This window comes from Nostoc sp., from assembly GCF_036918015.1.
In the GTDB taxonomy this organism is placed as follows: Bacteria; Cyanobacteriota; Cyanobacteriia; order Cyanobacteriales; family Nostocaceae; genus Nostoc.
Map to the genome: position 1 here is coordinate 1 of NZ_JBALEO010000067.1, position 22,851 is coordinate 22,851.

At 40.9% G+C, this 22,851-nt stretch carries 21 protein-coding genes and 2 pseudogenes; 20 read left to right on the forward strand and 3 right to left on the reverse strand.

Annotated elements, in window-relative coordinates; all coding sequences use genetic code 11:
- The 4 genes and pseudogenes from V7K61_RS16370 to V7K61_RS16385 all read left to right on the forward strand — a co-directional run.
- Window positions 1–177, forward strand: a pseudogene (locus V7K61_RS16370) (photosystem II q(b) protein); the annotation flags it as partial.
- A 285-nt stretch (window positions 178–462) separates the two neighbouring features.
- On the forward strand, window positions 463–1,551 hold the full coding sequence (aroC, locus tag V7K61_RS16375) for a chorismate synthase (RefSeq protein WP_335054664.1): 1,089 nt from the start codon (window positions 463–465) through the stop codon (window positions 1,549–1,551).
- Window positions 1,552–1,679: 128 nt separating this feature from the next.
- Window positions 1,680–3,473, forward strand: a complete 1,794-nt coding sequence (locus V7K61_RS16380; RefSeq protein WP_335054666.1) for a hypothetical protein — start codon at window positions 1,680–1,682, stop codon at window positions 3,471–3,473.
- A gap of 27 nt (window positions 3,474–3,500) precedes the next feature.
- Window positions 3,501–4,382 (forward strand): annotated as a pseudogene (locus V7K61_RS16385) (hypothetical protein).
- 147 nt (window positions 4,383–4,529) lie between these two features.
- Here V7K61_RS16385 and V7K61_RS16390 read toward each other — a convergent pair.
- Window positions 4,530–4,730: a hypothetical protein gene (locus V7K61_RS16390; protein ID WP_335054758.1), complete on the reverse strand. Its 201-nt coding sequence runs from the start codon at window positions 4,728–4,730 to the stop codon at window positions 4,530–4,532.
- Here V7K61_RS16390 and V7K61_RS16395 point away from each other — a divergent pair.
- From V7K61_RS16395 to V7K61_RS16455, 13 genes are all read left to right on the forward strand, one after another.
- On the forward strand, window positions 4,667–4,921 hold the full coding sequence (locus V7K61_RS16395) for a SemiSWEET transporter (protein ID WP_335054668.1): 255 nt from the start codon (window positions 4,667–4,669) through the stop codon (window positions 4,919–4,921). The genes V7K61_RS16390 and V7K61_RS16395 overlap by 64 nt on opposite strands.
- A 21-nt stretch (window positions 4,922–4,942) precedes the next feature.
- Window positions 4,943–6,589, forward strand: a complete 1,647-nt coding sequence (locus tag V7K61_RS16400) for a B12-binding domain-containing radical SAM protein (RefSeq protein ID WP_335054670.1) — start codon at window positions 4,943–4,945, stop codon at window positions 6,587–6,589.
- 11 nt (window positions 6,590–6,600) lie between these two features.
- The gene (locus V7K61_RS16405) at window positions 6,601–6,789 is read left to right on the forward strand and encodes a CPXCG motif-containing cysteine-rich protein (protein WP_012411100.1); all 189 of its coding nucleotides are present in this window, start codon (window positions 6,601–6,603) and stop codon (window positions 6,787–6,789) included.
- A 19-nt stretch (window positions 6,790–6,808) separates the two neighbouring features.
- Window positions 6,809–7,252 (forward strand): SRPBCC family protein, encoded by a 444-nt coding sequence (locus tag V7K61_RS16410; RefSeq protein WP_335054672.1) that lies wholly within the window; start codon window positions 6,809–6,811, stop codon window positions 7,250–7,252.
- A 631-nt stretch (window positions 7,253–7,883) separates the two neighbouring features.
- Entirely contained in the window at window positions 7,884–8,645 is a 762-nt protein-coding gene (crtW, locus tag V7K61_RS16415; RefSeq protein WP_335054674.1) for a beta-carotene ketolase CrtW, read from the forward strand.
- A 113-nt stretch (window positions 8,646–8,758) separates the two neighbouring features.
- Complete coding sequence (gene cofG / locus V7K61_RS16420; RefSeq protein ID WP_335054677.1) at window positions 8,759–9,739, forward strand: 7,8-didemethyl-8-hydroxy-5-deazariboflavin synthase subunit CofG; 981 nt, start codon at window positions 8,759–8,761, stop codon at window positions 9,737–9,739.
- 64 nt (window positions 9,740–9,803) lie between these two features.
- A complete protein-coding gene (locus tag V7K61_RS16425) occupies window positions 9,804–10,256 on the forward strand; it encodes a hypothetical protein (RefSeq protein ID WP_335054679.1) in 453 nt (150 codons plus the stop codon).
- Complete coding sequence (locus V7K61_RS16430) at window positions 10,246–11,574, forward strand: ATP-binding protein (protein WP_335054681.1); 1,329 nt, start codon at window positions 10,246–10,248, stop codon at window positions 11,572–11,574. Before V7K61_RS16425 ends, V7K61_RS16430 begins: the two co-directional genes overlap by 11 nt.
- Window positions 11,571–13,184: a tetratricopeptide repeat protein gene (locus V7K61_RS16435; protein WP_335054683.1), complete on the forward strand. Its 1,614-nt coding sequence runs from the start codon at window positions 11,571–11,573 to the stop codon at window positions 13,182–13,184. Before V7K61_RS16430 ends, V7K61_RS16435 begins: the two co-directional genes overlap by 4 nt.
- 164 nt (window positions 13,185–13,348) lie before the next feature.
- On the forward strand, window positions 13,349–13,627 hold the full coding sequence (locus tag V7K61_RS16440; protein WP_335054685.1) for a hypothetical protein: 279 nt from the start codon (window positions 13,349–13,351) through the stop codon (window positions 13,625–13,627).
- Window positions 13,628–13,654: 27 nt separating this feature from the next.
- Window positions 13,655–13,909, forward strand: coding sequence for a UPF0175 family protein (locus V7K61_RS16445; protein ID WP_335054750.1), 255 nt, complete (start codon window positions 13,655–13,657; stop codon window positions 13,907–13,909).
- Between the two features lie 169 nt (window positions 13,910–14,078).
- Complete coding sequence (hflX, locus tag V7K61_RS16450) at window positions 14,079–15,848, forward strand: GTPase HflX (RefSeq protein ID WP_335054752.1); 1,770 nt, start codon at window positions 14,079–14,081, stop codon at window positions 15,846–15,848.
- Window positions 15,849–16,408: 560 nt separating this feature from the next.
- Entirely contained in the window at window positions 16,409–17,290 is an 882-nt protein-coding gene (locus V7K61_RS16455) for a 2OG-Fe(II) oxygenase (RefSeq protein ID WP_335054687.1), read from the forward strand.
- Window positions 17,291–17,823: 533 nt separating this feature from the next.
- Here V7K61_RS16455 and V7K61_RS16460 read toward each other — a convergent pair.
- The gene (locus tag V7K61_RS16460) at window positions 17,824–18,093 is read right to left on the reverse strand and encodes a hypothetical protein (RefSeq protein WP_335054760.1); all 270 of its coding nucleotides are present in this window, start codon (window positions 18,091–18,093) and stop codon (window positions 17,824–17,826) included.
- On the opposite strand from V7K61_RS16460, the gene V7K61_RS16465 reads away from it, so the two are divergent.
- The 3 genes from V7K61_RS16465 (at window position 18,068) to gshB (ending at window position 20,929) form a co-directional block, all read left to right on the forward strand.
- Window positions 18,068–19,048 (forward strand): XDD4 family exosortase-dependent surface protein, encoded by a 981-nt coding sequence (locus tag V7K61_RS16465; RefSeq protein WP_335054754.1) that lies wholly within the window; start codon window positions 18,068–18,070, stop codon window positions 19,046–19,048. The genes V7K61_RS16460 and V7K61_RS16465 overlap by 26 nt on opposite strands.
- Before the next feature lie 397 nt (window positions 19,049–19,445).
- Window positions 19,446–19,718, forward strand: a complete 273-nt coding sequence (gene grxC / locus V7K61_RS16470) for a glutaredoxin 3 (RefSeq protein WP_094350067.1) — start codon at window positions 19,446–19,448, stop codon at window positions 19,716–19,718.
- A gap of 236 nt (window positions 19,719–19,954) precedes the next feature.
- The gene (gene gshB, locus V7K61_RS16475; protein ID WP_335054689.1) at window positions 19,955–20,929 is read left to right on the forward strand and encodes a glutathione synthase; all 975 of its coding nucleotides are present in this window, start codon (window positions 19,955–19,957) and stop codon (window positions 20,927–20,929) included.
- Between the two features lie 597 nt (window positions 20,930–21,526).
- Here the strand turns inward: gshB and ftsZ are convergent.
- Complete coding sequence (gene ftsZ / locus V7K61_RS16480; RefSeq protein ID WP_194043065.1) at window positions 21,527–22,843, reverse strand: cell division protein FtsZ; 1,317 nt, start codon at window positions 22,841–22,843, stop codon at window positions 21,527–21,529.
- Between the last annotated feature and the right edge of the window lie 8 nt (window positions 22,844–22,851).

The window sequence follows — 22,851 nt, forward strand, 5'->3', positions numbered from 1 at the left end:
AACCAATCAATCATTGACTCTGAAGGTCGTGTGATTGCAACTTGGGCGGATGTAATCAACCGCGCTAACCTGGGTATGGAAGTAATGCACGAGCGTAACGCTCACAACTTCCCTCTAGATTTGGCTGCTGGCGATTCTGCTCCTGTAGCTCTTACTGCTCCTGCTATCAACGGTTAATTCTGAAGTTTAGCTAAATGAGAGAGCGCCCTCTGGTAACGGAGGGCGCTTTCTCATTTGTACAGGTAAAAGATAGGTTAGATAGCAATCCTAAATGAGTTGTGAAAAATAGTTTTCTAATCGAACCACAGAGGCGCAGAGAACACGGAGAGATAAGAAATAGAGGTTTTAACAAATAATTTAGGAATGCTATACGTCAAACATTCGCAGTGCCAAAGCATATAAATTAACTTTTGCACAAACTCTAGGTAAAATACATAAGCCTCATCCTTTTTCTTTAAGATCATGGGCAACACTTTTGGTCATCTATTTCGCATCACTACTTTTGGCGAATCTCACGGCGGCGGTGTGGGGGTTGTGATTGATGGTTGTCCTCCACAACTAGAAATTTCGGCGGAAGAAATTCAAGTAGAATTAGATAGAAGGCGTCCGGGACAAAGTAAAATTACGACCCCTCGCAAAGAAGCGGATACCTGCGAGATTTTATCAGGTGTATTTGAAGGCAAAACCTTGGGAACGCCTATAGGGATTTTGGTACGGAACAAAGATGCTCGTTCGCAAGATTACGACGAGATGGCCGAGAAGTATCGCCCTTCTCATGCGGATGCAACTTATGATGCAAAATATGGGATTCGCAATTGGCAAGGCGGGGGTAGATCGTCAGCACGTGAGACAATTGGCAGAGTAGCAGCTGGTGCGATCGCAAAAAAAATTCTCCGTCAAGTTGCCAATGTTGAAGTTATCGCTTACGTCAAGCGCATCAAAGACTTGGAAGGTGTAGTCGATCCAAATACTGTCACCTTAGAACAAGTAGAAAGCAACATCGTTCGCTGTCCCGATGCTGAATGTAGCGATCGCATGATTGAATTAATTGAGCAAGTTGGTAGACAAGGTGATTCTATCGGCGGTGTCGTAGAATGTGTAGCGCGTAACGTGCCGAAAGGTTTAGGCGAACCAGTATTTGATAAATTGGAAGCTGATATCGCTAAAGGTGTGATGTCTCTCCCTGCTAGCAAAGGCTTTGAAATCGGTTCCGGTTTTGGGGGGACGGTGTTAACGGGAATTGAGCATAACGACGAATATTATATTGATGAAAATGGTGAAATTCGCACTGTAACTAACCGTTCTGGTGGTATTCAGGGGGGAATTTCCAACGGGGAAAATATAATTTTACGAGTTGCATTTAAGCCGACGGCGACAATTAGAAAAGAGCAAAAGACAGTAACTCGTGAAGGTGAAGAAACCCTATTGGCTGCAAAAGGACGACACGATCCTTGTGTGTTACCTCGCGCAGTTCCAATGGTTGAGGCGATGGTGGCGCTGGTGTTGTGTGACCATTTATTACGGCATCATGGACAGTGTAAGGTGTTGTAGGGATTATACTTGGACTTTCATAAAATATTTATGCTTCGAGGGTGAGTGTCTGACTCGCCCTTTTTTATCTGTATTGCTATAGTAGCGGATAACACATTTAACTACGTGCGATCGCATCTACTATCAATATGGATAAAGAGTCTCAAAATCGCTTAGAACACTTTGCTGCTTTAAAGTCCAAATACCAAGCAACTCAATATGAGGATTCATTACCCCCTAGTTTGCTGTATCTCATACTACGAAAACTTGACTTAGGAATTGAACTCCTTGACTTAGAATCTAATTGGTTGGGAGAATCTCGGCTTGAGGAGACCTTAGAAGCTATCAAGCAAAAGCAGAAATATAAAGTACAAGAATTCGGAAATTTAGAATTTGAATTCTCCAAGTTGAAGTCTAAGTATAAAGCTACAAATTATCACGGTTCCTGGCAATCTAGTCATCTCTATTTCATTCTTTTGAAACTGGAGTCAGGAAATTTCCTTGCTGATTCAGAAGTTCAATGGCTGAGAGGAACTGGTTTATATGAAACAAATCAAATTGCTCAAGAAGTAAAGCGATTTACTCAACTTAAATCTCAGTACAAAGCTACTCAATATCAAGACTCATATCCTGATAGTTTCCTGTATCAAATACTAAAAAAGTTAGAGGTTACAGAACGTTTAAGTAATTCTGAATATAATTGGCTGATCAATAACGAACTATTTGAAACAGCAGAGATTTTTCAACAACAAGAGTCAGTAAAAGAAACTCACTTTGCTCAATTACGAGATAAATACCAAGCTAATAAACACCTGGAATTATCATTGTCGAGTCCACTATATCCAATACTGCAAAACATTGACGCAAAAGATAATTTGAGTGAGTCAGAAATTAACTGGCTAGAACAGCAAGGACTTAACGAAACAATTATCATTGCTCAAGAATTGGAACAAACACGAGAATTTGCTGCCTTGAGAGTTAAGTATAAAGTAACTCATTATGAGGATTCATCGCCTAAAAGTCACCTGTATAAAATTCTCAAAAGGCTTGATTTTTCTAATCAGTTAGGCGAGCAGGATATTAACTTCCTCAAAAAACGCAAGCTGACTGAGATTATAGAAATTGCAAATGAAAAATACGCCTCTACCCTAAAATCTAAGATCGATTTAGGAGAACTACTTAATGAATCAGAAATTGATTGGCTACAAAATAATAGACGTGAAGATATTATTATTCTCGCTCAACAAAAGCACTTCGCTATTCTCAAGAGAAAATATGGATTGATAGATCCTTCACTTCCGCTAGAGCCATTTTACGCGATCATGGTCAAATTAGAGAAAAAAGAACGGCTAGATCCTAAGTTGGTTTTGCAGCTTATGGAAGAGAAACTATTATCTCCTGACGGGAAAATTGCTCTTGCGTATTACAGGCTAGAAGCAGAGTTTTATGAGCAGGAATTTCACCGCACTGGAAATAAATGGGATATTCCCACCGCTAGTAGTTATTGGCGCAAAGCGGATGAACCTGAACAGGCATTAAAACTTACTAACTTAGACTTAAGCCAAATTAGAGACAGCAAGCTAAAGTCAGCAATTTCAGTTACTAGAGGTGCAGCATTCAGAGATAAGGATAACTTAGCTGATGCAGAGATTTGTGCGACAAAAGCTATGGAGTATCACTCTGATAGTCATCAACCTTATACCTTAATGGGTGCTATATATTATGACAAAAGTGACTATCCAAAAGGAGATTATTGGTATGAACAAGCAATAAAACGCGGTGCTAAACCTGAAGATATAGATGATGATAGAAAACGAGTAGTCAGGAGTACAAAAGATGAGAATAAACGACATGAAGCAGCAGAATATTTACTGAAAAAAGATTCACAACGATATGCTTGGGCTAAGTCTTATCTCAAAAAATCGTCAGACAATCGTAAATAAACTGGTTTGCATCATCAAACTACCAACATGACCAGATTCATCCATGACCAATTTGCCAAAGACTACCTCGAACAATTACTCACTCCTTACGGCGAAGTCCAAGCAGCTAGACGAGTCGCAGGAGAAGTTAGACAGATTGATGTTTATTTCATTCCCAAACCACAACCAAGAGACATACCAGGAACACTGGGATTATTAGGTCAAATTATCACTACCCCTTCTCTACTCGAACCATTTCGTAACGCAGCCTCAGCTACAGAAATTTGCGATTGTCTCTTAAAATTATTAGAGGTGCGTGGCGATTTACAACGACAAGCAAATCGGAATAAAACTCGTATTTTAGAATCTGATTTACCAAAATTATGGATTCTTACCCCCACAGCATCAGCGCACCTCTTATCAGGATTTGGTGCTAACCCAAAAGATGACTACCTGCCTGGAATATACTTCATGCCAGAATATTTGCGTACCGCGATAGTAACAATTCATCAGTTGCCATCTATCTCAGAAACCTTATGGCTGAGAATCATCGGTAGGGGAAACGTTCAAAAGCAAGCAATTGACGAACTAGAAGCACTTACTCCTGATAATCCTTTCCGAAAAGCAGCGTTATAATTGCTGTACAACTTGCAACAAAACTTACAAGTCACTCAAAATCAAGACGAGGAAGATAGGGAATTACTTATGCGATTAGCACCACTTTACCAACAAGATCGAGAACAGGCTAAACAACAAGGAATTCAGCAGGGAGAACGCTTGGTGGTAGAAAACTTGCTCAAAGTTCGCTTTGGTGAAATAGATAATGAGCTTCAAGCAATTATTGAACCTTTATTATCGTTACCGCCAGAAGAGTTTACGCCTTTACTGTTGCAGTTGTCTCGTGAAGAATTAATTCATCGGTTTTGCTAGTGTTTATCACATATCCTTTAATGAGTTTTATTTTGTCATGCTAATTGCATTTATAATCGGTTTTTTTGGGGGTTAATATACATAAATTACAATTGTCACCGATTATTCTTGCTAAGAGTGCGATCCATTTTTAGATTAGCGACTTATTCAATAAGTCGCTAATCTTGTTGTTAAGGTATTGTAGCGATCGCTCAACACTGTAAAATGTCTAGTATAGCGTTGCGTTAAGCAGATAAGGGCGATCGCTAATGTATAATATTGCAACTTAATATAAATAATTAAATATGGACTTTCTGACAGTTTTAGGATTAGCTGCCGCCACAATAACCACAATCTCTTTTTTGCCACAGATGTTTAAAACTTGGCAAACAAAATCAGCAAAAGATGTTTCTTTAGTTACGTTAATTACATTCATAAGTGGTATTTTTTTGTGGCTAATCTATGGAATTTATTTACAATCCTTGCCAATTATTCTTGCTAACGCCGTAACATTGGTTTTTAACTTAATTATTCTATGGCTTAAAATTAAATATAGATAAACTTGCCTCTAACAAACACCTGTGACATCATCTGTATTTGACTCTGAACGCCTTCTATTTACACCTACCACCCCAGATACCAATGCTATCCCCATAATCTTCGCTTTTCCCAACGAGTACAGCATAGGTATCACAAGCCTTGGCTATCAGGTAGTGTGGGCAAATTTTGCAATGCGTGATGATGTGCAGGTGAGTCGCCTGTTTACTGATATTCACGAACAACTCCCCAGAACACCGGAAATTGTGGGATTTTCGATTTCGTGGGAACTGGATTATGTGAATATTTTAAATTTGCTGGAATCTTTAGAAATCCCTATTCGGGCAACCTCTCGTGATGATTCTCATCCGATAATTTTTGGTGGTGGCCCCGTTCTTACTGCTAACCCCGAACCTTTTGCAGATTTTTTTGATGTCGTTTTACTGGGAGATGGTGAAATCTTGTTAGGGAATTTTATTGAGGCTTATAAAGAAGTCAGAAATGCCTCAAGACAAACTCAACTAAAAAGACTTGCACAAATACCAGGAATTTATGTACCCAGTTTGTATGAGGTGCAATATCACACAAGAGATGGTGAAGTAAAGTCAATTAAACCAATTTCTCCCGAAATTCCCGCAGTGGTGCAAAAGCAAACTTACCGGGGAAATACTCTATCGGCATCGACTGTAGTCACCGAAAAAGCTGCATGGGAAAATATCTACATGGTGGAAGTGGTGAGAAGTTGTCCAGAAATGTGCCGCTTTTGTTTGGCGAGTTATCTCACACTGCCTTTTAGAACAGCCAGTCTGGAAGATTCATTAATTCCAGCGATCGCAAAAGGTTTAGAAGTCACAAATCGGTTAGGATTATTAGGGGCTTCAGTTACTCAACATCCAGAATTTGAGACTTTGCTAGATTATATTAGTCAGCCAAAGTATGATGATGTCCGTCTCAGTATTGCCTCAGTGCGAACTAATACTGTAACAGTCCAGTTAGCAGAAACTTTGACGAAACGAGACACGCGATCGCTTACCATTGCTGTAGAGAGTGGTTCCGAAAAAATCCGCCAAATCGTCAATAAAAAGCTGCATAACGATGAAATTATTCAAGCAGCCATAAATGCCAAAGCTGGCGGATTAAAAAGCTTGAAACTCTACGGAATGGCAGGAATTCCTGGTGAAGAAGCAGAAGATTTAGAGCAAACCGTGGCGATGATGCGTAATATCAAAAAAGCTGCACCGGGATTGCGCTTAACATACGGATGCAGCACCTTTGTACCCAAAGCACACACACCGTTTCAATGGTTTGGGGTGAATCGCCAAGCCGAAAAGCGGTTGCAGTTTTTGCAAAAACAGCTAAAACCACAGGGGATAGAGTTTCGCCCAGAAAGCTATAATTGGTCAATTATACAGGCTTTATTGTCGAGAGGCGATCGCAGACTCTCCCAACTTCTCGAACTTACTCGTGACTTTGGCGATTCCTTGGGTAGCTACAAACGTGCTTTCAAGCAACTCAAAGGACAAATCCCCGATTTAGATTTCTACGTCCACGCCGAATGGTCAACAGAACAAGTATTACCCTGGAGCCACTTGCAAGGGCCTCTGCCACAGTCTACACTACTAAAGCATTTGGCTGATGCTAAGAGTTATATCAACCCATCTCCAAAGGAATTACAGCCATTGAATTCATAGCTGAAAACTTGATGCAAAACACAGCCGAGTATTACTGCGCCTATTGCGGCGAACCGAACTTAACTTTTATTGATTTGAGTGCTGGAGGACAGCAATCTTACGTTGAAGATTGTCAAGTTTGTTGTAACCCAAATATTTTGTATGTGCGGGTTGATGAAGATACCCTAGATATCGAAATTGATACCGAATCCGAAAGTTGAATTTTAGGTTTTTCTTTCCATGCTGCACTTTAAACATTCCTCAATCATTAACGCCTCACCAGAAGTAGTTTGGAAATTTCACGAAAGGCCAGATATTTTGCAACTGTTGAATCCACCTTGGCAGCCAGTCCAAGTGGTTCGTCGTGAAGGAGGGCTGAACGTGGGCGCTATCACCGAATTTCGCTTGTTTCTCGGCCCATTACCCTTAACTTGGTTAGCGCGTCATACTGAATGTGAAAAATATCGCCTGTTTACCGACGAACAGATATCTGGCCCCTTTGAATCGTGGGTACATCGACATGAATTTGAATCAGAAAATGGCAAAACCAGATTAACTGACGCTATTTCCTTTTCTATGCCTGGTGGAGGAACTGTTGAATTTGTCAGTGGTTGGCTAGTACAAGCGCAATTAGAAGCGATGTTTCGTTACCGCCACTATGTGACTAAACGAGAATGCGAGTAATTATGAGCATTCTCTTGTAGTAAGTGGCTCCAGATTTTGAGCTTACTAGGAGCCATACTTATTATTTTATCTTTGTTAGTTTGGATAATAAAAATCAGTAAATTTTCTAATTGACATTATAAATACTATTTCGCTAACTTCAAAGTGTTTCCTGAAAAACTTGGAAATCTTATCCTTAGAGTTAAAGTTTAATCCTCAGTCTGAACTTTGGAGCGATCGCTTGGCAAAGATCGGTTTTTAGCCTACATTAGTTTGGGATCTCAACGGCTACAGCATCATGCACGAATTACTCCACTTCATTCCCTACTCTTGCCGCTAATTATGTGACCGCCTTTTTCCCAGACTTCGGCTGTTTAAAAAGCCCCATTTTAAAAACACTAGTTATTATAATCACCAAAGCTATCAGTACTATAACTTACATAATCCAACCGCTATACCAAAAACAGTTGTTGGTATGGCGGTTGTATGTGTAATAATAGTTAAAGTATCTTAATATTTCTAAATGTATTAAGTATTGGCACTATCCAATGCAAAACACTGACCACTAATAAAGTTTTCTGGCTGGTGGTTAGTGCTTTTTGTTGTGGCTTATTTTACGAATTTTCACTGGAATACTAGGCGGAGTAAAAGCGTGATTCAATTAGAACAACCACCCAGTCATCAAACAAAACTGACTCCAGTAGTGAAAAGTAAATCTCAGTTTAAAGGACTTTTCATTGCTATTGTCATTGTTAGTGTATGGGTCATTAGCTTGAGTTTATTACTTCCCCTTGACATCTCCAAGTTAAAACTTTGGATGCTATTGCCTAGCATAGCTTGGCAAACATTTTTATATACAGGATTATTTATTACATCTCATGATGCTATGCATGGGGTAGTGTTTCCCCAAAACAGCAAAATTAATCATCTCATTGGGACATTAACCCTATCTCTTTATGGTCTTTTACCATATAAAAAATTATTGAAAAAGCATTGGTTACACCACCACAATCCAGCAACTCAAATAGACCCAGATTTTCATAATGGTAAATACAAAAACTTCTTTGCTTGGTATTTACATTTTATGAAAGGTTACTGGAGTTGGGGACAAATAATTGCTCTTTCCATTATTTATAACTTTGCAAAACATATACTCCATATACCCAGTGATAATTTAAATTATTTCTGGGTATTTCCTTCAATTTTAAGTTCATTCCAATTATTTTATTTTGGTACTTTCCTCCCACATAGTGAACCCAGCGAAGGCTATATTCAGCCTCATTGTGCCCAAACGATTAGCCGTCCAATTTGGTGGTCATTTATTACGTGTTATCATTTCGGCTATCACGAAGAACATCACGAGTATCCTCATATTCCTTGGTGGCAGTTACCAGAAATTTACAAAGCAAAATAGTTTCTGTTTATCTAATAAATAAGTGGGCATGAATAATTAAAGGTTTGTAGTCAGTGTCTCCAGCCCTTAAAATAAATCTTGGGCTGCTTACTAAGAGCAAATTTATTCTGCTTATGCCAATTAATAATTCTCGTCTTGTCACTTATAGCCCTGCTTATACAATCGTTCCCACTTACGAGTGCTTTAATCGGTGTAGTTACTGTAACTTTCGCAGCGAACCGGGTAAAAGTCCCTGGATGAGTCTTTCAGATGCAGACAGTATTTTAAAACCACTTCAAAACGAAAAAGTCTGTGAAATTCTCATACTTAGTGGTGAAGTACATCCCCATTCGCCAAAGCGTCAGGCGTGGTTTGAGCGAATTTATGATTTGTGTGAATTAGCGCTTTCAATGGGGTTTTTACCTCACACAAATGTGGGGCCACTGAGTTTTGAAGAAATGCAAAAGCTCAAGCGTGTAAATGTTTCGATGGGGCTGATGTTGGAACAGTTAACGCCAAGATTGTTAAATAGTGTACATCGGCACGCACCGAGTAAATTACCAGAAGTTCGTTTACAACAATTGCAATGGGCGGGAGAGTTGCAGATTCCCTTTACAACTGGGTTGCTGTTGGGAATTGGGGAAACTGTAGATGATTGGTGGGAAACGTTAACAGCTATATCTCAACTACATCAACGTTATCACCACATTCAAGAAGTTATCTTACAACCTCATAGCCCAGGATATCAGCAAACTTTTGATGCACCACCTTTTGACCCTCATCAGCTACCAGAAGTAATTGCTAAAGCACGTCAGATTTTACCACCAGATATTACTATTCAAATTCCGCCAAATTTAGTTAAAGATGACCGATGGTTACTCGCTTGTATCGAAGCTGGTGCGAGAGATTTAGGTGGAATTGGGCCAAAAGATGAGGTGAATCCTGATTATCCTCATGTTCAGGAACAGGCATTAAGAGAAATTTTACAACCTGCGGGGTGGGAATTGGTAGCCCGTTTGCCAGTTTATCCACAATTTGACAGCTGGTTGTCGGGAGAATTACAAACAGCGGTGAAGCGCTGGCGCAAGACTCTAACCCCAGTTTCTCTTTTGTAAGAATAGGGAAGTAGAGATTTTCCCATCTCGTAGTAGTTTTTTTGCTGACGAGTATTTGAACTGGATGAATCCACCTCTGAACTCCGTTAACGAGTCTTTGAACTGGATTAATCCACCTCTGAACTCCGTTAACGAGTGTTTGAACTGGATTAATCCACCTCTGAACTCCGTTAACGAGTGTTTGAACTGGATGAATCCACCTTTGAACTCCGTTGACGAGTATTTGAACTGGATGAATCCACCTTTGAACTCCGTTGACGAGTATTTGAACTGGATGAATCCACCTTTTATCTCCGTTAACGAGTATTTGAACTGGATGAATCCACCTTTTATCTCCGTTGACGAGTGTTTGAACTGGATGAATCCACCTTTGAACTCCGTTAACGAGTCTTTGAACTGGATTCATCCACCTTTGAACTCCGTTAACGAGTATTTGAACTGGATTCATCTACCTCAATTCTGTATGATCTCAATTATTATGAGCATCATTGCTATATTTTTTACCTATGGTTTATAGTACTGACTTACTTGCAAACCTCTACAACGCCTTTAACCCCTTTGAACCCTTACCCGCAGGTGATCCAAAATATGTAGATTGTCAGGATGTGCGGGGAGATGCCGATATTTTGCAAGAGTTGGGAAATCGGATGCAACTGGCAAATACAAATACTTGCCAATTGTATTCTGGTCATCGGGGTGCGGGGAAGTCTACAGAATTACTTAGGTTAAAGAAATATTTAGAAAATCGGAAATTTTATGTAGTCTATTTTGCGGCTGATGAAGAGGATATCGATTCTGAAGATGCCCAATATACAGATATTCTCCTCGCCTGTACCCGCCGTTTGCTCAAAGATTTAAAAGGAATTGCTAGTCCTCGTCCGATACTCAACTGGTTGAAAGATCGTTGGGTAGATTTAAAAGATTTGGCACTGACTCCTATAGAGTTTGAGAAGATGGCTGTAGAAGTGCAGCTTGCTCAATTCGCCAAGTTGACTGCAAATTTAAGAGCTGTTCCAGAATTACGCCAGAAGATTCGCCAGAAAATCGATCCTCACACCGTCACTTTAATTCAGGTGTTAAATGAGTTTCTGGTGGATGCAAAACAGCACTTACCTAATGGCTACAATAAACTGGCGGTAATTGTCGATAATTTAGACCGGATGGTGTTAGTTAAAGACGGCGACGGCCGCACCAACTATGAGGAAGTCTTTTTAGACCGTAGCGAACAACTCCAAGCTTTAGATTGCCATTTGATTTACACTGTCCCCATTTCAATGGTCTATTCTACCAGGGCAACAGACCTCAGAGATATCTACGGCGACCCCCAAATTTTGCCGATGATTATGGTAAACACTCTCAAGGGGGAAGTTTATCAGCCAGGACTCAAGAAAGTTAAGGAAGTAATTAACAAGCGAGTCCGGCAAATTGCACCGGAACTATCACTAGAAAAGGAAATTTTCGACAGTCCCCAAACCTTAGACAGACTTTGTTTAATGAGTGGAGGTCATGTGAGGAATTTGCTATTGTTAACTCAAGATGCTTTTGGACGCACTGAAGAATTACCTGTTTCAGAAAAGGCGGTACGACGAGCAATTACTCAAGCCAGAGATACCTATCGCCGCGCTGTGGAAAATCATCAATGGTGTCTGTTAGCGGAAGTGTCTTGTTCTAAGCGGATTATTAATGATGACTTGTATCGGAGTTTGATGTATAACCGTTGTCTTTTAGAATACCGCTATTTGGATGATGATGGAGAGATGCAGCGTTGGTATGATATTCATCCATTGATTCAAGGAATTCCAGAATTTAAAGAAGCCGTAGCGAAACTTTCATGAACCCAAATTTAAGTGATTGGGATGATGATTTACCCCCAGAACCAGAAGAAGCTTATCAAGACTTACTTCGCGCACTGAAGCGTAAATCAGGATTTGGTTTATTTTTTGTCCAATGTACACCTGGGGAAGCAGACAAGTTTATTGTCAAACTTCCCCAGGAGATTCCCCAGAAGAAGATTGCAGTTTTGCGCTTTGTTGAGGCGATTGATAATTTATATCAGCCAGTAGCAGAGTTTGTTAAAGACAAGCAAATTGATATTTTATTAATTAAAGGTTTGGAATATTCTTTATATAAATATGAGAAAAGAAATTTTGGGGAAATTACCGAAGGACAATTTAGTAATTTAACCAGTGTACCGCATATTCTAAATCATTTAAACCAGCAGCGAGAACGCTTTAGAGATGATTTCCCGATCACCTTTGTTTTCCTTCTGCGTTCATTTTCAATCAACTATTTTATTCATCGCGCTCCAGATTTTTTTGATTGGCGTTCTGGGGTGTTTGAATTACCCACAACACTAGAGGTGGTAATTGAAGAATCATATCGTATACTTTATGAAGGAGAGGATGAAGAATATGAGCAACTCAATTTGGAACAAAAAATAGAGAAACTTCTGGAGATTCAAGACCTGCTACAACCAAAATTTCAGACCGAAACTCGAAAATCGATTTTACTACTTGAACTCGGAAAATTATTGGTTACTATTAATGAATATGAGGCAGCACTTGCATCTTATAATAAAGCTCTAATAATTCAACCAGATTTCTACAAAGTTTGGCAAGAAAGAGCTTATATTTTTATATTTTTTGCTCGTTATGAAGAAGCAATTATTAACTATAAAAAAGCTTTGGAAATCAACTCTGATTCCTGCGAAGCTTGGTTCTATTGCGGCTTTGCGTTACAAAATTTAGGAAGCCATCAAGAGGCAGCAAAATCCTACTTGCAAGCAGTGAAAATTAAACCTAATTCCTACAAAGCTTGGTACTATCGAGCCTTAGCTCTAATGAGTTTGGGAAACTATAAAAAAGCATTAGTATCCTTGGAGCAAGTTTTGAAAATTAAACCTAATTTTTACAAAGCTTGGTATTCTCGGGGCTTATTGCTAGAGAGATTAGGACAATTTGAAGAAGCGCTTGTGTCCTACGACCAAGCTGTGAAAATTAAACCTAATTTTCTATTAGCTTGGTACTACAAGGGTATTGTACTACGGAATTTAGGACGCTATGAAGACGTACTCATATTTTATGATCGAGCTGCGAAAATCAAACCTAATAACTACGATGATTGGTACTGCCAAGGCATTATACTAGGGAAGTTAGGACGTTATAGAGAAGCGATCACATCCTACAACCAAGCCTTGAAAATTAAACCTACTTCACACGAAGCTTGGTACGAAAGTAGCCATGTACTACGCAAGTTAGGACATTATCAAGAAGCAATCAACTCCTTTGCTCAAGCTGTGAAAAACGACCCTAATTTCTACAAAACTAATTATATCAAAATTATTATATTCCAAATATGCAAATTACTATTAATAGTAGTAAAAATTTTACCTAAACTAATTAATTATTTTAAAATCTTGTTAAAGTTGATGATTTTGAGACGTTGATTTAACAACTTACTATCAGTGTCTGCTATTTAGTTAATATTGAGTAATTTCTTAGTAGCGATCATCGTTACATTTTCAGATTAAATAATAAATTAAACTAAAAGCAATGCCGATAGATACATTACTAAATATAAAGAAAACCCATCTTCAAGAACATAAATACAATGTCAGAAAATGCCAAAGAGCAAAAAAAGCTATCTCTCAAAGAAACTGCTAGCCTATCTTTGGCAGAACGTCACAAAATACTAGAACCTTTCATCGCCGCCACAGCCAAAGATTTTTTAAACGACCCGAAATTAACAGAATTTTCAGTTTTAGATGGTGAAGAGTGGGAAACCGAGAATGACAACATAATTTATATAGAAGAACCCGAAAGCACCCACAGCCATGAGGCTTTTTTAAATGGCTACGCACCAGAAGATGAAGGGCTTTATGACAACTGAAAATTAAATGCGATTATCTTGATAAAAATTATGTCACAACTTAAAATTGACTATCCAGACACTTTACCAGATGCCTTACAGCAAACGCGAGAACAGTTTGAACAAGAAGCAAAAATGGCGATGGCAGTTAAATTATTTGAAACGAAACGTATTTCTTCTGATTTAGCTGCACAATTAGCAGGTATAGATAGGGTAACTTTTTTACTTAATTTACACCGTTATGGTATAGCGATGATTGATTTAACAGAAGAGGAACTTATGTCTGATTTAGCAAATGCTTGAAAGTAATATACTCAATTTGTGAGTTACACCACCAAAATCGCTTCAAATAAATACCCACCGTGAACTAATTCATAACGCATCCCTCAAAGGAGATAGATAGGAGCCTAAACCCTGTTGTAAAATAGACATATAAGGATTCGGGGGGCCATTTAACTGGTCATAAACGCCTATAGAAACTATTTTTGGAAATCTCCAAGGTCTGAAGTCCAGCCAGCTGAAGCAACTACAGCGGCTGTATCACCAGCGCATACCAGGCGATCGCATCACCACGCCTGAGTTTTCCCAGCGCTTGGCAGCAATTAGCACAGAAGTCAATCAGCCTGTGTGTGCCTACGTCAACCGTCGCGGACAAGTGATTCGCGTCGGGGTAGGCACACCGCGCCAAACGCAAATACCACCGATGGAATTGCCCCGCTATGGTGCAGAACGACTCAGTGGTATTCGTTGTATTGCCACCCATCTCAAGCCAGAACCGCCCAATGAAGCGGCACTCACGGCGATGGCACTGCAACGCTTAGATGCCCTAGTTGTCCTAAATATTACCGGAACGGGATTTACACGGCGGGGAGGCGGTGCGACTGGGTATGTGAAAGAAGCTTATCTAGCTCATCTGACACCCCAAGACTCTCGCACCCTGATTCCTAGTCCTGCTGCTGTCAAAGTAGAGGAAAGCCAATTCGGCTTCGCTCACTCTAAGCAAATCCAATCCCCAAGTTGGAATATATCACCACCTTTGGATTTGGACGATCTGGCAGACCAGGATTTAGTAGACTTGGTAGAAAATCTGGAAGCGGAATTCCAGCGCGAATTTATCGCCCAGGAAGTAGATGCTGACCACGATCGCGTGCTGATTGTGGGGCTGATGACCAGTGAGATGACTCCCCTACAATTCCAAGATACCCTAGTAGAATTGGCACGTTTAGTTGATACCGCTGGGGGAGATGTATTACAGACAATACAACAAAAGCGATCGCGCGTTCATCCCCAAACCGTAGTTGGCGAAGGTAAGGTGCAAGAAATTGCCCTAACAGCCCAAACACTAGGAGTCAACCTCGTTGTCTTCGACCGCGACCTCTCACCCTCCCAAGTCCGCAACTTAGAAATGCAAATTGGTATCCGGGTAGTTGACCGCACCGAAGTGATTTTGGATATCTTTGCCCAACGCGCCCAGTCTCGTGCCGGTAAATTGCAAGTAGAACTAGCACAACTAGAATACATGCAACCGCGACTGGCTGGTAGAGGTCGCACCATGTCCCGATTGGGTGGTGGTATTGGGACTCGTGGCCCTGGTGAAACCAAACTGGAAACAGAACGCCGTGCCATTGGGCAGCGCATTTCCCGATTGCAAAAAGAAGTAACCCAGTTGCAAGCCCATCGTTCGCGGTTACGGCAACGACGACAGCATCGGGAAGTTCCTTCAGTGGCTTTAGTTGGATATACCAATGCTGGTAAGTCCACTTTGCTGAATGCTCTCACTAATGCAGAAGTTTATACAGCCGACCAGTTATTTGCCACTCTCGATCCTACCACCCGCCGTCTGGCTATTCCTTATGGCGAAACCAATGAACATCAGGAAATTCTGATTACAGATACAGTAGGGTTTATACACGAACTGCCTGCATCGTTAATGGATGCCTTCCGCGCCACCTTGGAGGAAGTCACAGAAGCCGATGCCCTACTCCACTTGGTAGATTTGTCTCATCCAGCTTGGTTGCGTCATATTCGCTCAGTCAGAGAAATTTTGGCACAAATGCCAATAACTCCTGGCCCGGCGCTAGTGATTTTTAACAAGATCGATCAAGCCAATAGTGAGACACTGGCTCTAGCTAGAGAAGAATTCCCTCTCGCTGTGTTTATTTCTGCGAGTCAGCGCTTGGGATTAGAAACCCTACGTCAGCGCCTTGCCAAGCTGATTGAATACGCCGTTGATTCCCAGTAAATACTGAAATAAGTTTTTAATTTATAGTTGAAAATGCCGTAGTTAATAGTAACTATGGCATTTTTTATTGAAAATAATAGATATTTCTACTTTACTAAAGCTTTATCGGGCTATGTGGAATTTGCTGAATGACAATATTATAAAAGACGTGCTAGAACAATTGATTAATGGTATTTGTCTGTTTATAACTGATACAGGAATTGAATTTATTCACAAAATCAATTCAATTATAGCGTTTCCTAATCACATGAGGTACATCTTAGCCCCCTCCTTGCTTGCGGGGAGGGGGTTGGGGGTGGAGTTCTTGTACCTCACTCAACCGAGAACCGCTATATGTATAAAGATTTAAGCATTGAACTTGTTCTTAATTAATTTTCTACAGCAGAATTCAGAATGGGCTGCGCCCCGCTGCACTAACAGGAGTAAAACACACTTTTTATCTGGGTAACAGACTTAGCTTGTGTACCTTACAACTTCAAATCTGCTGTAAGTAATGTATTAACCTTTCAGAATGACTTTTAGAGTTATCTCATTTATCAACATTATATAAAGAAAGGTATATGCAATTAGCTTCACAGCCATTTGAGTCGAAAGATGTCAAAGTACAGCTTCTTTTAACTGGAGGACATCAATATACCGTTTATTTAAAATCGGATGCACCTTTACTGCATAGCCTTTTAACAACAGTTGTGGCTCGTGCTTACAAACAAGAATCTGAGTTACAGAATTTATTCCAAATTCCCATCAATGAAGGTCGCTCGGTTTTGTGTTTTCCTAGCGAACATCTTATAGGGGTGGTTACAGAACCCCCAATCTTTGTACAGCAATCAGAGAAAGTAGAATTGCAAAATGATTATATTTTGGATTCTGATTATATACAAATAGATAATTTTCTTAAACCAGAAGAACACAAACACTTACTCAAATATGTCCTAGAGAAAGAGTCGGAATTCTTGCCAAGCAATACTTCTACAAAGGATATTAACTATCGTCAATCAATGGTTATCTATTCATTCCCTGAATTTTCTGAACTGATATTAAAGAGAATTCAAGCAATGATTCCTGATATCATGAGCAAATTAAACTTACCATTATTTTCTGTATCACAAGTTGAAAGCCAACTAACTGCACATAATGATGGGAACTATTACAAACTTCATAATGACAATGGTAGTCCAGATACTGCTACTAGAGAATTAACATACGTTTATTATTTTTATCAAGAACCAAAATCATTTTCTGGTGGTGAGTTGTTGATATACGACAGCAAAATTGAAAATAACGTATATGTAAATGCTGAGACATTCAAAACAGTCGAACCTCGCAACAACAGCATTGTATTTTTCCTCAGCCGTTATATGCACGAAGTACTGCCTGTGAATTGCCCCTCTCAAGCTTTTGGAGATAGTCGATTTACTATCAATGGCTGGGTGCGTAGATAAGTAACTTCAGTATAATCACTGTAGGCTGCCACCATGAATATTTAATTTTAGGTAAGGCGATCGCCTTACCTAATTTATTGCAAACTCATATCCAATCGACTTTCTGAGTAATATCTTTCATTGCATTATAAATATTCTATTAATCTTACTTAATCAATTTATTTATAAGTTTGAAATAAAGATTTAGTTCGCCAATTAAAACTAGAAATATTACGTAATCCAACAAAAATGATTTTCATAGTATAAACACTTAACGCTCGTAATTTGATCGCGTAAACGTCATTTATTTATGCTCTATTAAATTTTTGATAAAGCTTAAATAAAACAGTAATATATCTCTTTTTTTGTGGCAATTTAGATCAGCGAATGATGTCAATGATGCTCGTATAAACATCATTATTAGGAAGCTTTTCCATATCTTGTTTAAGACAAAGAGGTTTGATTTACATGTCTCAAGCATATTCAAAAAAAGTAATTGGTTATATAAGTTGTGGTCTATTATCATTCACCTTAGCTTTAGGATCACAAATACCTCAAGCACAGGCCGGTAACGGTAACGGTAACGGTAACGGCAACGGCAACGGCAACAAAAATACACCAGCACCTGCGCCAGCGCCTGTACCAGCGCCTGCGCCAGCGCCTGTACCAGCGCCTGTACCAGCGCCTGCGCCAGCGCCCGTACCAGCGCCTGTACCAGCACCTGCGCCAGCGCCTGTACCAGCGCCTGTACCAGCACCTGCTCCAGCGCCTGCGCCAGCACCCAAGAGTTTAGGGTCTATAAGTTTTTCAGCTACAGGAACCAATACCTACGACAAATCCAATGATCCTCTGGCAGCGTCAGTCCTCTTTAATTTCCTAGACAATGGTTTATTGTCACTGACCCTGACTAACAAATCTTCTGTAGGAATCTCAAACCCTTCTGATGTTCTGACATCAGTCTTCTGGGACTATGCTGGTTCTGCCCTAAACAATTTATCGCTGGTTTCGGCTTTAGCTCCGACAGTGACCTCAAGCGCAGGTTCCACCACTACAAATAATGTTGATCTTCTAGCTCTAAAAGAATGGAAATTGCCAAACACGAGTAATACTGGAGGACTTCCTGGCATTGACCAACACTACGGTCTGGGTACAGCTGGGTTAGGCATTTTCCAAGGTGGTGGTGGACAGCAATTTAATTACGGCATCATCAGTGGCTACGCTAATGATGCAAATCCAGCCGTGAGTTCGGGGACTTTTATTCAAGGTTCAGCTACTTTCCTGCTATCAGGGCTAACCTCCGACTTTGACATCACTAAGATTGGCAACATCCGTTTTCAGTACGGTACATCACTAGACGAAACTAGTATAAAACCTGCGCCAGCACCTGCACCTGCGCCAGCGCCAGCGCCAGCACCTGCACCTGCGCCAGCACCTGCACCAGCACCTGCACCTGCGCCAGCACCTGCGCCAGCACCTGCGCCTGCACCTGCACCAGCACCTGCACCTGCACCAGCACCTGCACCAGCGCCAGCACCAGCGCCAGCACCAGCGCCAGCGCCAGCGCCAGCGCCAGTACCCGCGCCAGCACCAGCGCCAGCGCCAGTACCCGCGCCAGCACCTGCACCTGCGCCAGCACCTGCACCCTCAGTACCGCCTTACTATCAACCCCCTGCACCTCAACCGAAAAAAGTACCTGAACCTAGTACAACCGCAGCGTTAGGATTATTAGGCTTGGGTGTTTTCGGACTCCAGAAGAAAAACAAAAAAAATCTTCCCTAAACTTAAACCGCACAGCTAAGTTTTAGTAGGAAGGGTCTTAAATACATGGGTTTAGAGGAGCATAAGCACTTCTAAACCCATATTTGTTAGAAATAAGAAATGCGAAATTAAAACTCGCCTAGAAAATTCCTGCTTTTTAACTAGCGCTTAGTACTCAAAAAAAAGTTGAATGATAGAAACAATCTCAATACAATTACTGGTATTCCCAGCATTTAAACTGAAATATTATTAGTTTTTTAAGTCGGATAAAAAATAACAACACTCTACATATTTGGCTAGCATTAACTTTGCAGTCCACATTCACTGCTTCTGTAAATTAGGTTATGAAGGGATAAAGCAGCCACAGTCAGTGGCAAAGCTCTAAAATTAAAAAGTATTAAATCAAGTTGAGGACATCATGGCTGCAAAAGTAGAAATTTACACTTGGAGGACTTGCCCGTTTTGTGTTCGTGCCAAAAGTTTGCTGAAAAACAAGGGTGTTGAATTTATCGAATACAGTATTGATGGAGATGAAGCAGCCAGAAATAAAATGGCTCAAAGGGCAAATGGACGGCGCTCTTTACCGCAAATTTTCATCAATGATAATCATGTAGGTGGTTGTGATGATATCCACGCTTTAGACAGTCAAGGCAAGCTGGATGAGTTACTAACTTCTAGCAATAGCGTATAGATTCAGAAGGTATGGCACTAGCGACAAGCCGCTGCAAATTACACGGCAGTCGCTACAACTATAGAAAAACAACGTGCTGCCTTGTCTACGGGCTTTTTCCCGACAAAACCGATATCTGTCCACAAGACTTTACCCTCCAGTTGTACTCAGTAGTACAGATGTACATCAATTGCTAAGATCATCAAGGGATAATAATTGAATAACGATTTAATTTCTTGGTGATTGAGGTATAAAGGGTGAAACTGGCTTTTATCATTGATTCCATCCATCTACTTGACCCGTGTCATGATACCAGTGTTGCCCTAATTGAAGCAGCGCAAATTCTGGGACATGAAGTTTGGGTGACTCAGGCAAATCTGCTGAGTGTAGTGGAGGGCAAAGCTTGGGCTGTTTTACAGCGAGTCGAACTTGTACCAGTGCAGTTGGTGGAGGGACGCTGGGTAGCGGCGAATCCTTGGTATAAGTTGAGCGATTCCTTCTTAACTTCTTTAGAGATAATGGACGCCGTATTTATGCGGACAGATCCACCTGTCAATGATTCCTATTTATATGCTACCTACATTCTGGATTACATTGACCAAAATAAAACCCTGGTGATTAACAGTCCCAGTGGCATCCGAGGGGCAAATGAAAAAATGTATGCCCTCCAGTTTACCAAAGCGATTCCAGAAACGATTGTCAGTGCTGATAAGCAATTTATCCGGCAATTTGTGGAAGCAAAAGGGGCAGGGGTTCTCAAACCACTGGGTAATAAAGCTGGCGAAGGAATTTTGTTTTTGCAATCAGGCGATCGCAATTTTAACTCTATTGTTGAACTCAGTACCCTCCAAGGTAAAGTGCCAGTAATGGTACAAACCTATTTACCAGAGGCAAAAGAAGGAGATAAGCGAATCATCTTGCTCAATGGTGAACCAATTGGCGCGCTCAATCGCCTCTCTAGTGGAACTGATTTTCGCAATAATATGGCAACTGGTGGTACAGTCGCTCAAACTGAAATTACCCCAAGAGAGTATGAAATTTGTACCCAACTAGCCGAACGCTTACGCCAAGACGGCTTAATTTTTGTGGGTATTGACGTTATCGGTGGCTATCTAACTGAAGTTAACGTCACTAGTCCTACCGGCATTCGTGAGATTGACCGCCTAGATGGTACTCGCCTTGGTCATCAGGTTATTCAATGGATTGAACAGGCACTAAAAATTCAAAAATAATTTACATTTATTTTTTTTGTTTGATGTCCTATTCTCCAGCAAACAGACTTCTTTCGGACACTTGCGTAGGCTGGTTCCCTAAGCTATTTGTTTTAAGTAAATATACTTGCTTATACGAAATATAAGTTTAGTGGATCGCGAAGGGTAGATGCATTCATTTCTATGATTGGCTGTGACGCTAGTGACGCTCGATGACTCGCTCTAAGCGTTCGCGCTAGCGTCTCGTAGAGAAGCCATGCTGTTGTCGTTCGCGTAGCGTCTCCCTTTCGGAGAAGAGAAGGCTTTACGCTGCTTGGCATCTCCCTCTGGGAGAAGACTCTAACACTGTGCTATCGGTGATGCATCCATAGTTGGGCAGGTATTTCTATTGTTTTGTTCTGAAAGCATAGCTGGACATGCAAGCCAGTAGACTCCTGCCCAAATTAATTCTATAAAGTAGCGTTGACAAGTTTTTTTACCAATTGGCAAAATTGGGTATGGCAAAAGATTGCTTATCCCTGTCCTTGGTAAAACCCTGGTGGAAGTAGCAGATTTTATACAGCGTTCAGTCTGACCTGAGACTGCTAAGTTAATCTAAAATCCCAAATCCCAAATCTTTTAATTCCTTGGTGTACGTCGGTTTCTTAGAAAATCAGGTATATCTAATCCAGGTTTTTCTTTTGGTTCTGGAATTGGAGTTGGGGTTGGAGTTGAACTTGGAGTTGAGGTTGGAGGATTAACTGTCGGTTGCTGTGTTGTTGGACGCTTCGAGGTATTAGGTGCTACTCGAACGTTAGCCACACTTTGTTGTACCGCAGCTTGCACTTCACCTGTAAATCCGGTGGCAATTACAGTAATTCTTACCTCTCCTTGAAGCCTGTCATCAATTACAGCCCCAAAAATAATATTGGCGTTGGGATCGACTACTTCATAGATTGCTTCTGCGGCTGCATTCACCTCATGCAAAGTCAGGTCTGTACCACCTGTGATATTAAATACAACTCCTCTAGCACCTTCAATAGAACACTCTAGTAATGGTGAAGAAATAGCTGCGATCGCAGCTTCTCTAGCTCTAGATTTTCCAGAACTAACGCCAATTCCCATCAATGCCGATCCCGCATCTGCCATAACTGCTCGGACATCAGCAAAGTCAACGTTTACTAAACCGGGGATCGTGATGATATCAGAAATACCTTGCACCCCTTGACGCAGTACATCATCTGCATAACGAAAAGCTTCTTGCACAGGCGTTTGTTCAGGGATCACTTCCAGCAGTTTGTTGTTGGGGATAATGATCAGTGTATCTACTCTACTTTTTAGTCCTTCAATACCTTGTTCCGCTTGACTAGTGCGGCGGCGTCCCTCAAAAACAAATGGACGTGTGACTACACCAACAGTGAGAGCGCCCATTTCTTTGGCCACTTCTGCCACGATTGGTGCTGCACCCGTCCCAGTACCACCCCCCATACCAGCAGTGATAAATACTAAATCTGCACCCTCTAAAGCCGTAGCAATTTCGTCCCGTGATTCCTCAGCTGCCTTTTGACCGATCGCAGGATTACCACCTGCTCCTAAACCCCGTGTTAGCTTCTGACCAATTTGCAATCGACTTGGAGCGCCAGCTAAGGTAAGAGCTTGGGCATCAGTGTTAATTGACCAAAACTCTACCCCAGATACATCAGACTCGATCATGCGGTTAACAGCATTGCCACCGCCACCACCGACACCAATAACTTTGATGTTGGCGACCCGACCAGGAACAATCTCGCCAATTCGGCTATTTTCTGGAGAAATTTTCTTATTATCGTGATTTTGCCCGAAGTTCAGCCCAGAATTATTAAAGGGATTGGTCGAGTTAACTGCCAGAGAGAACCCCGGCTGTCCCGTAGATTGGGAATTTTTATAGTTAAGTCCTTGGTTATTATCAAGTGTCATTGGATTTG

What these genes read in the sequence shown, in the direction of transcription:
- V7K61_RS16380 (WP_335054666.1), top strand. Translation starts at nt 1,680, where the DNA reads ATGGATAAAGAGTCTCAAAATCGCTTAGAACACTTTGCTGCTTTAAAG.
- V7K61_RS16395 (WP_335054668.1), top strand. Translation starts at nt 4,667, where the DNA reads ATGGACTTTCTGACAGTTTTAGGATTAGCTGCCGCCACAATAACCACA.
- grxC (WP_094350067.1), top strand. Translation starts at nt 19,446, where the DNA reads ATGGCTGCAAAAGTAGAAATTTACACTTGGAGGACTTGCCCGTTTTGT.
- V7K61_RS16455 (WP_335054687.1), top strand. Translation starts at nt 16,409, where the DNA reads ATGCAATTAGCTTCACAGCCATTTGAGTCGAAAGATGTCAAAGTACAG.
- V7K61_RS16425 (WP_335054679.1), top strand. Translation starts at nt 9,804, where the DNA reads ATGAATCCACCTCTGAACTCCGTTAACGAGTCTTTGAACTGGATTAAT.
- cofG (WP_335054677.1), top strand. Translation starts at nt 8,759, where the DNA reads ATGCCAATTAATAATTCTCGTCTTGTCACTTATAGCCCTGCTTATACA.
- V7K61_RS16440 (WP_335054685.1), top strand. Translation starts at nt 13,349, where the DNA reads ATGTCAGAAAATGCCAAAGAGCAAAAAAAGCTATCTCTCAAAGAAACT.
- ftsZ (WP_194043065.1), bottom strand. Translation starts at nt 22,843, where the DNA reads ATGACACTTGATAATAACCAAGGACTTAACTATAAAAATTCCCAATCT.
- V7K61_RS16435 (WP_335054683.1), top strand. Translation starts at nt 11,571, where the DNA reads ATGAACCCAAATTTAAGTGATTGGGATGATGATTTACCCCCAGAACCA.
- V7K61_RS16410 (WP_335054672.1), top strand. Translation starts at nt 6,809, where the DNA reads ATGCTGCACTTTAAACATTCCTCAATCATTAACGCCTCACCAGAAGTA.
- V7K61_RS16430 (WP_335054681.1), top strand. Translation starts at nt 10,246, where the DNA reads ATGGTTTATAGTACTGACTTACTTGCAAACCTCTACAACGCCTTTAAC.
- aroC (WP_335054664.1), top strand. Translation starts at nt 463, where the DNA reads ATGGGCAACACTTTTGGTCATCTATTTCGCATCACTACTTTTGGCGAA.
- V7K61_RS16405 (WP_012411100.1), top strand. Translation starts at nt 6,601, where the DNA reads ATGCAAAACACAGCCGAGTATTACTGCGCCTATTGCGGCGAACCGAAC.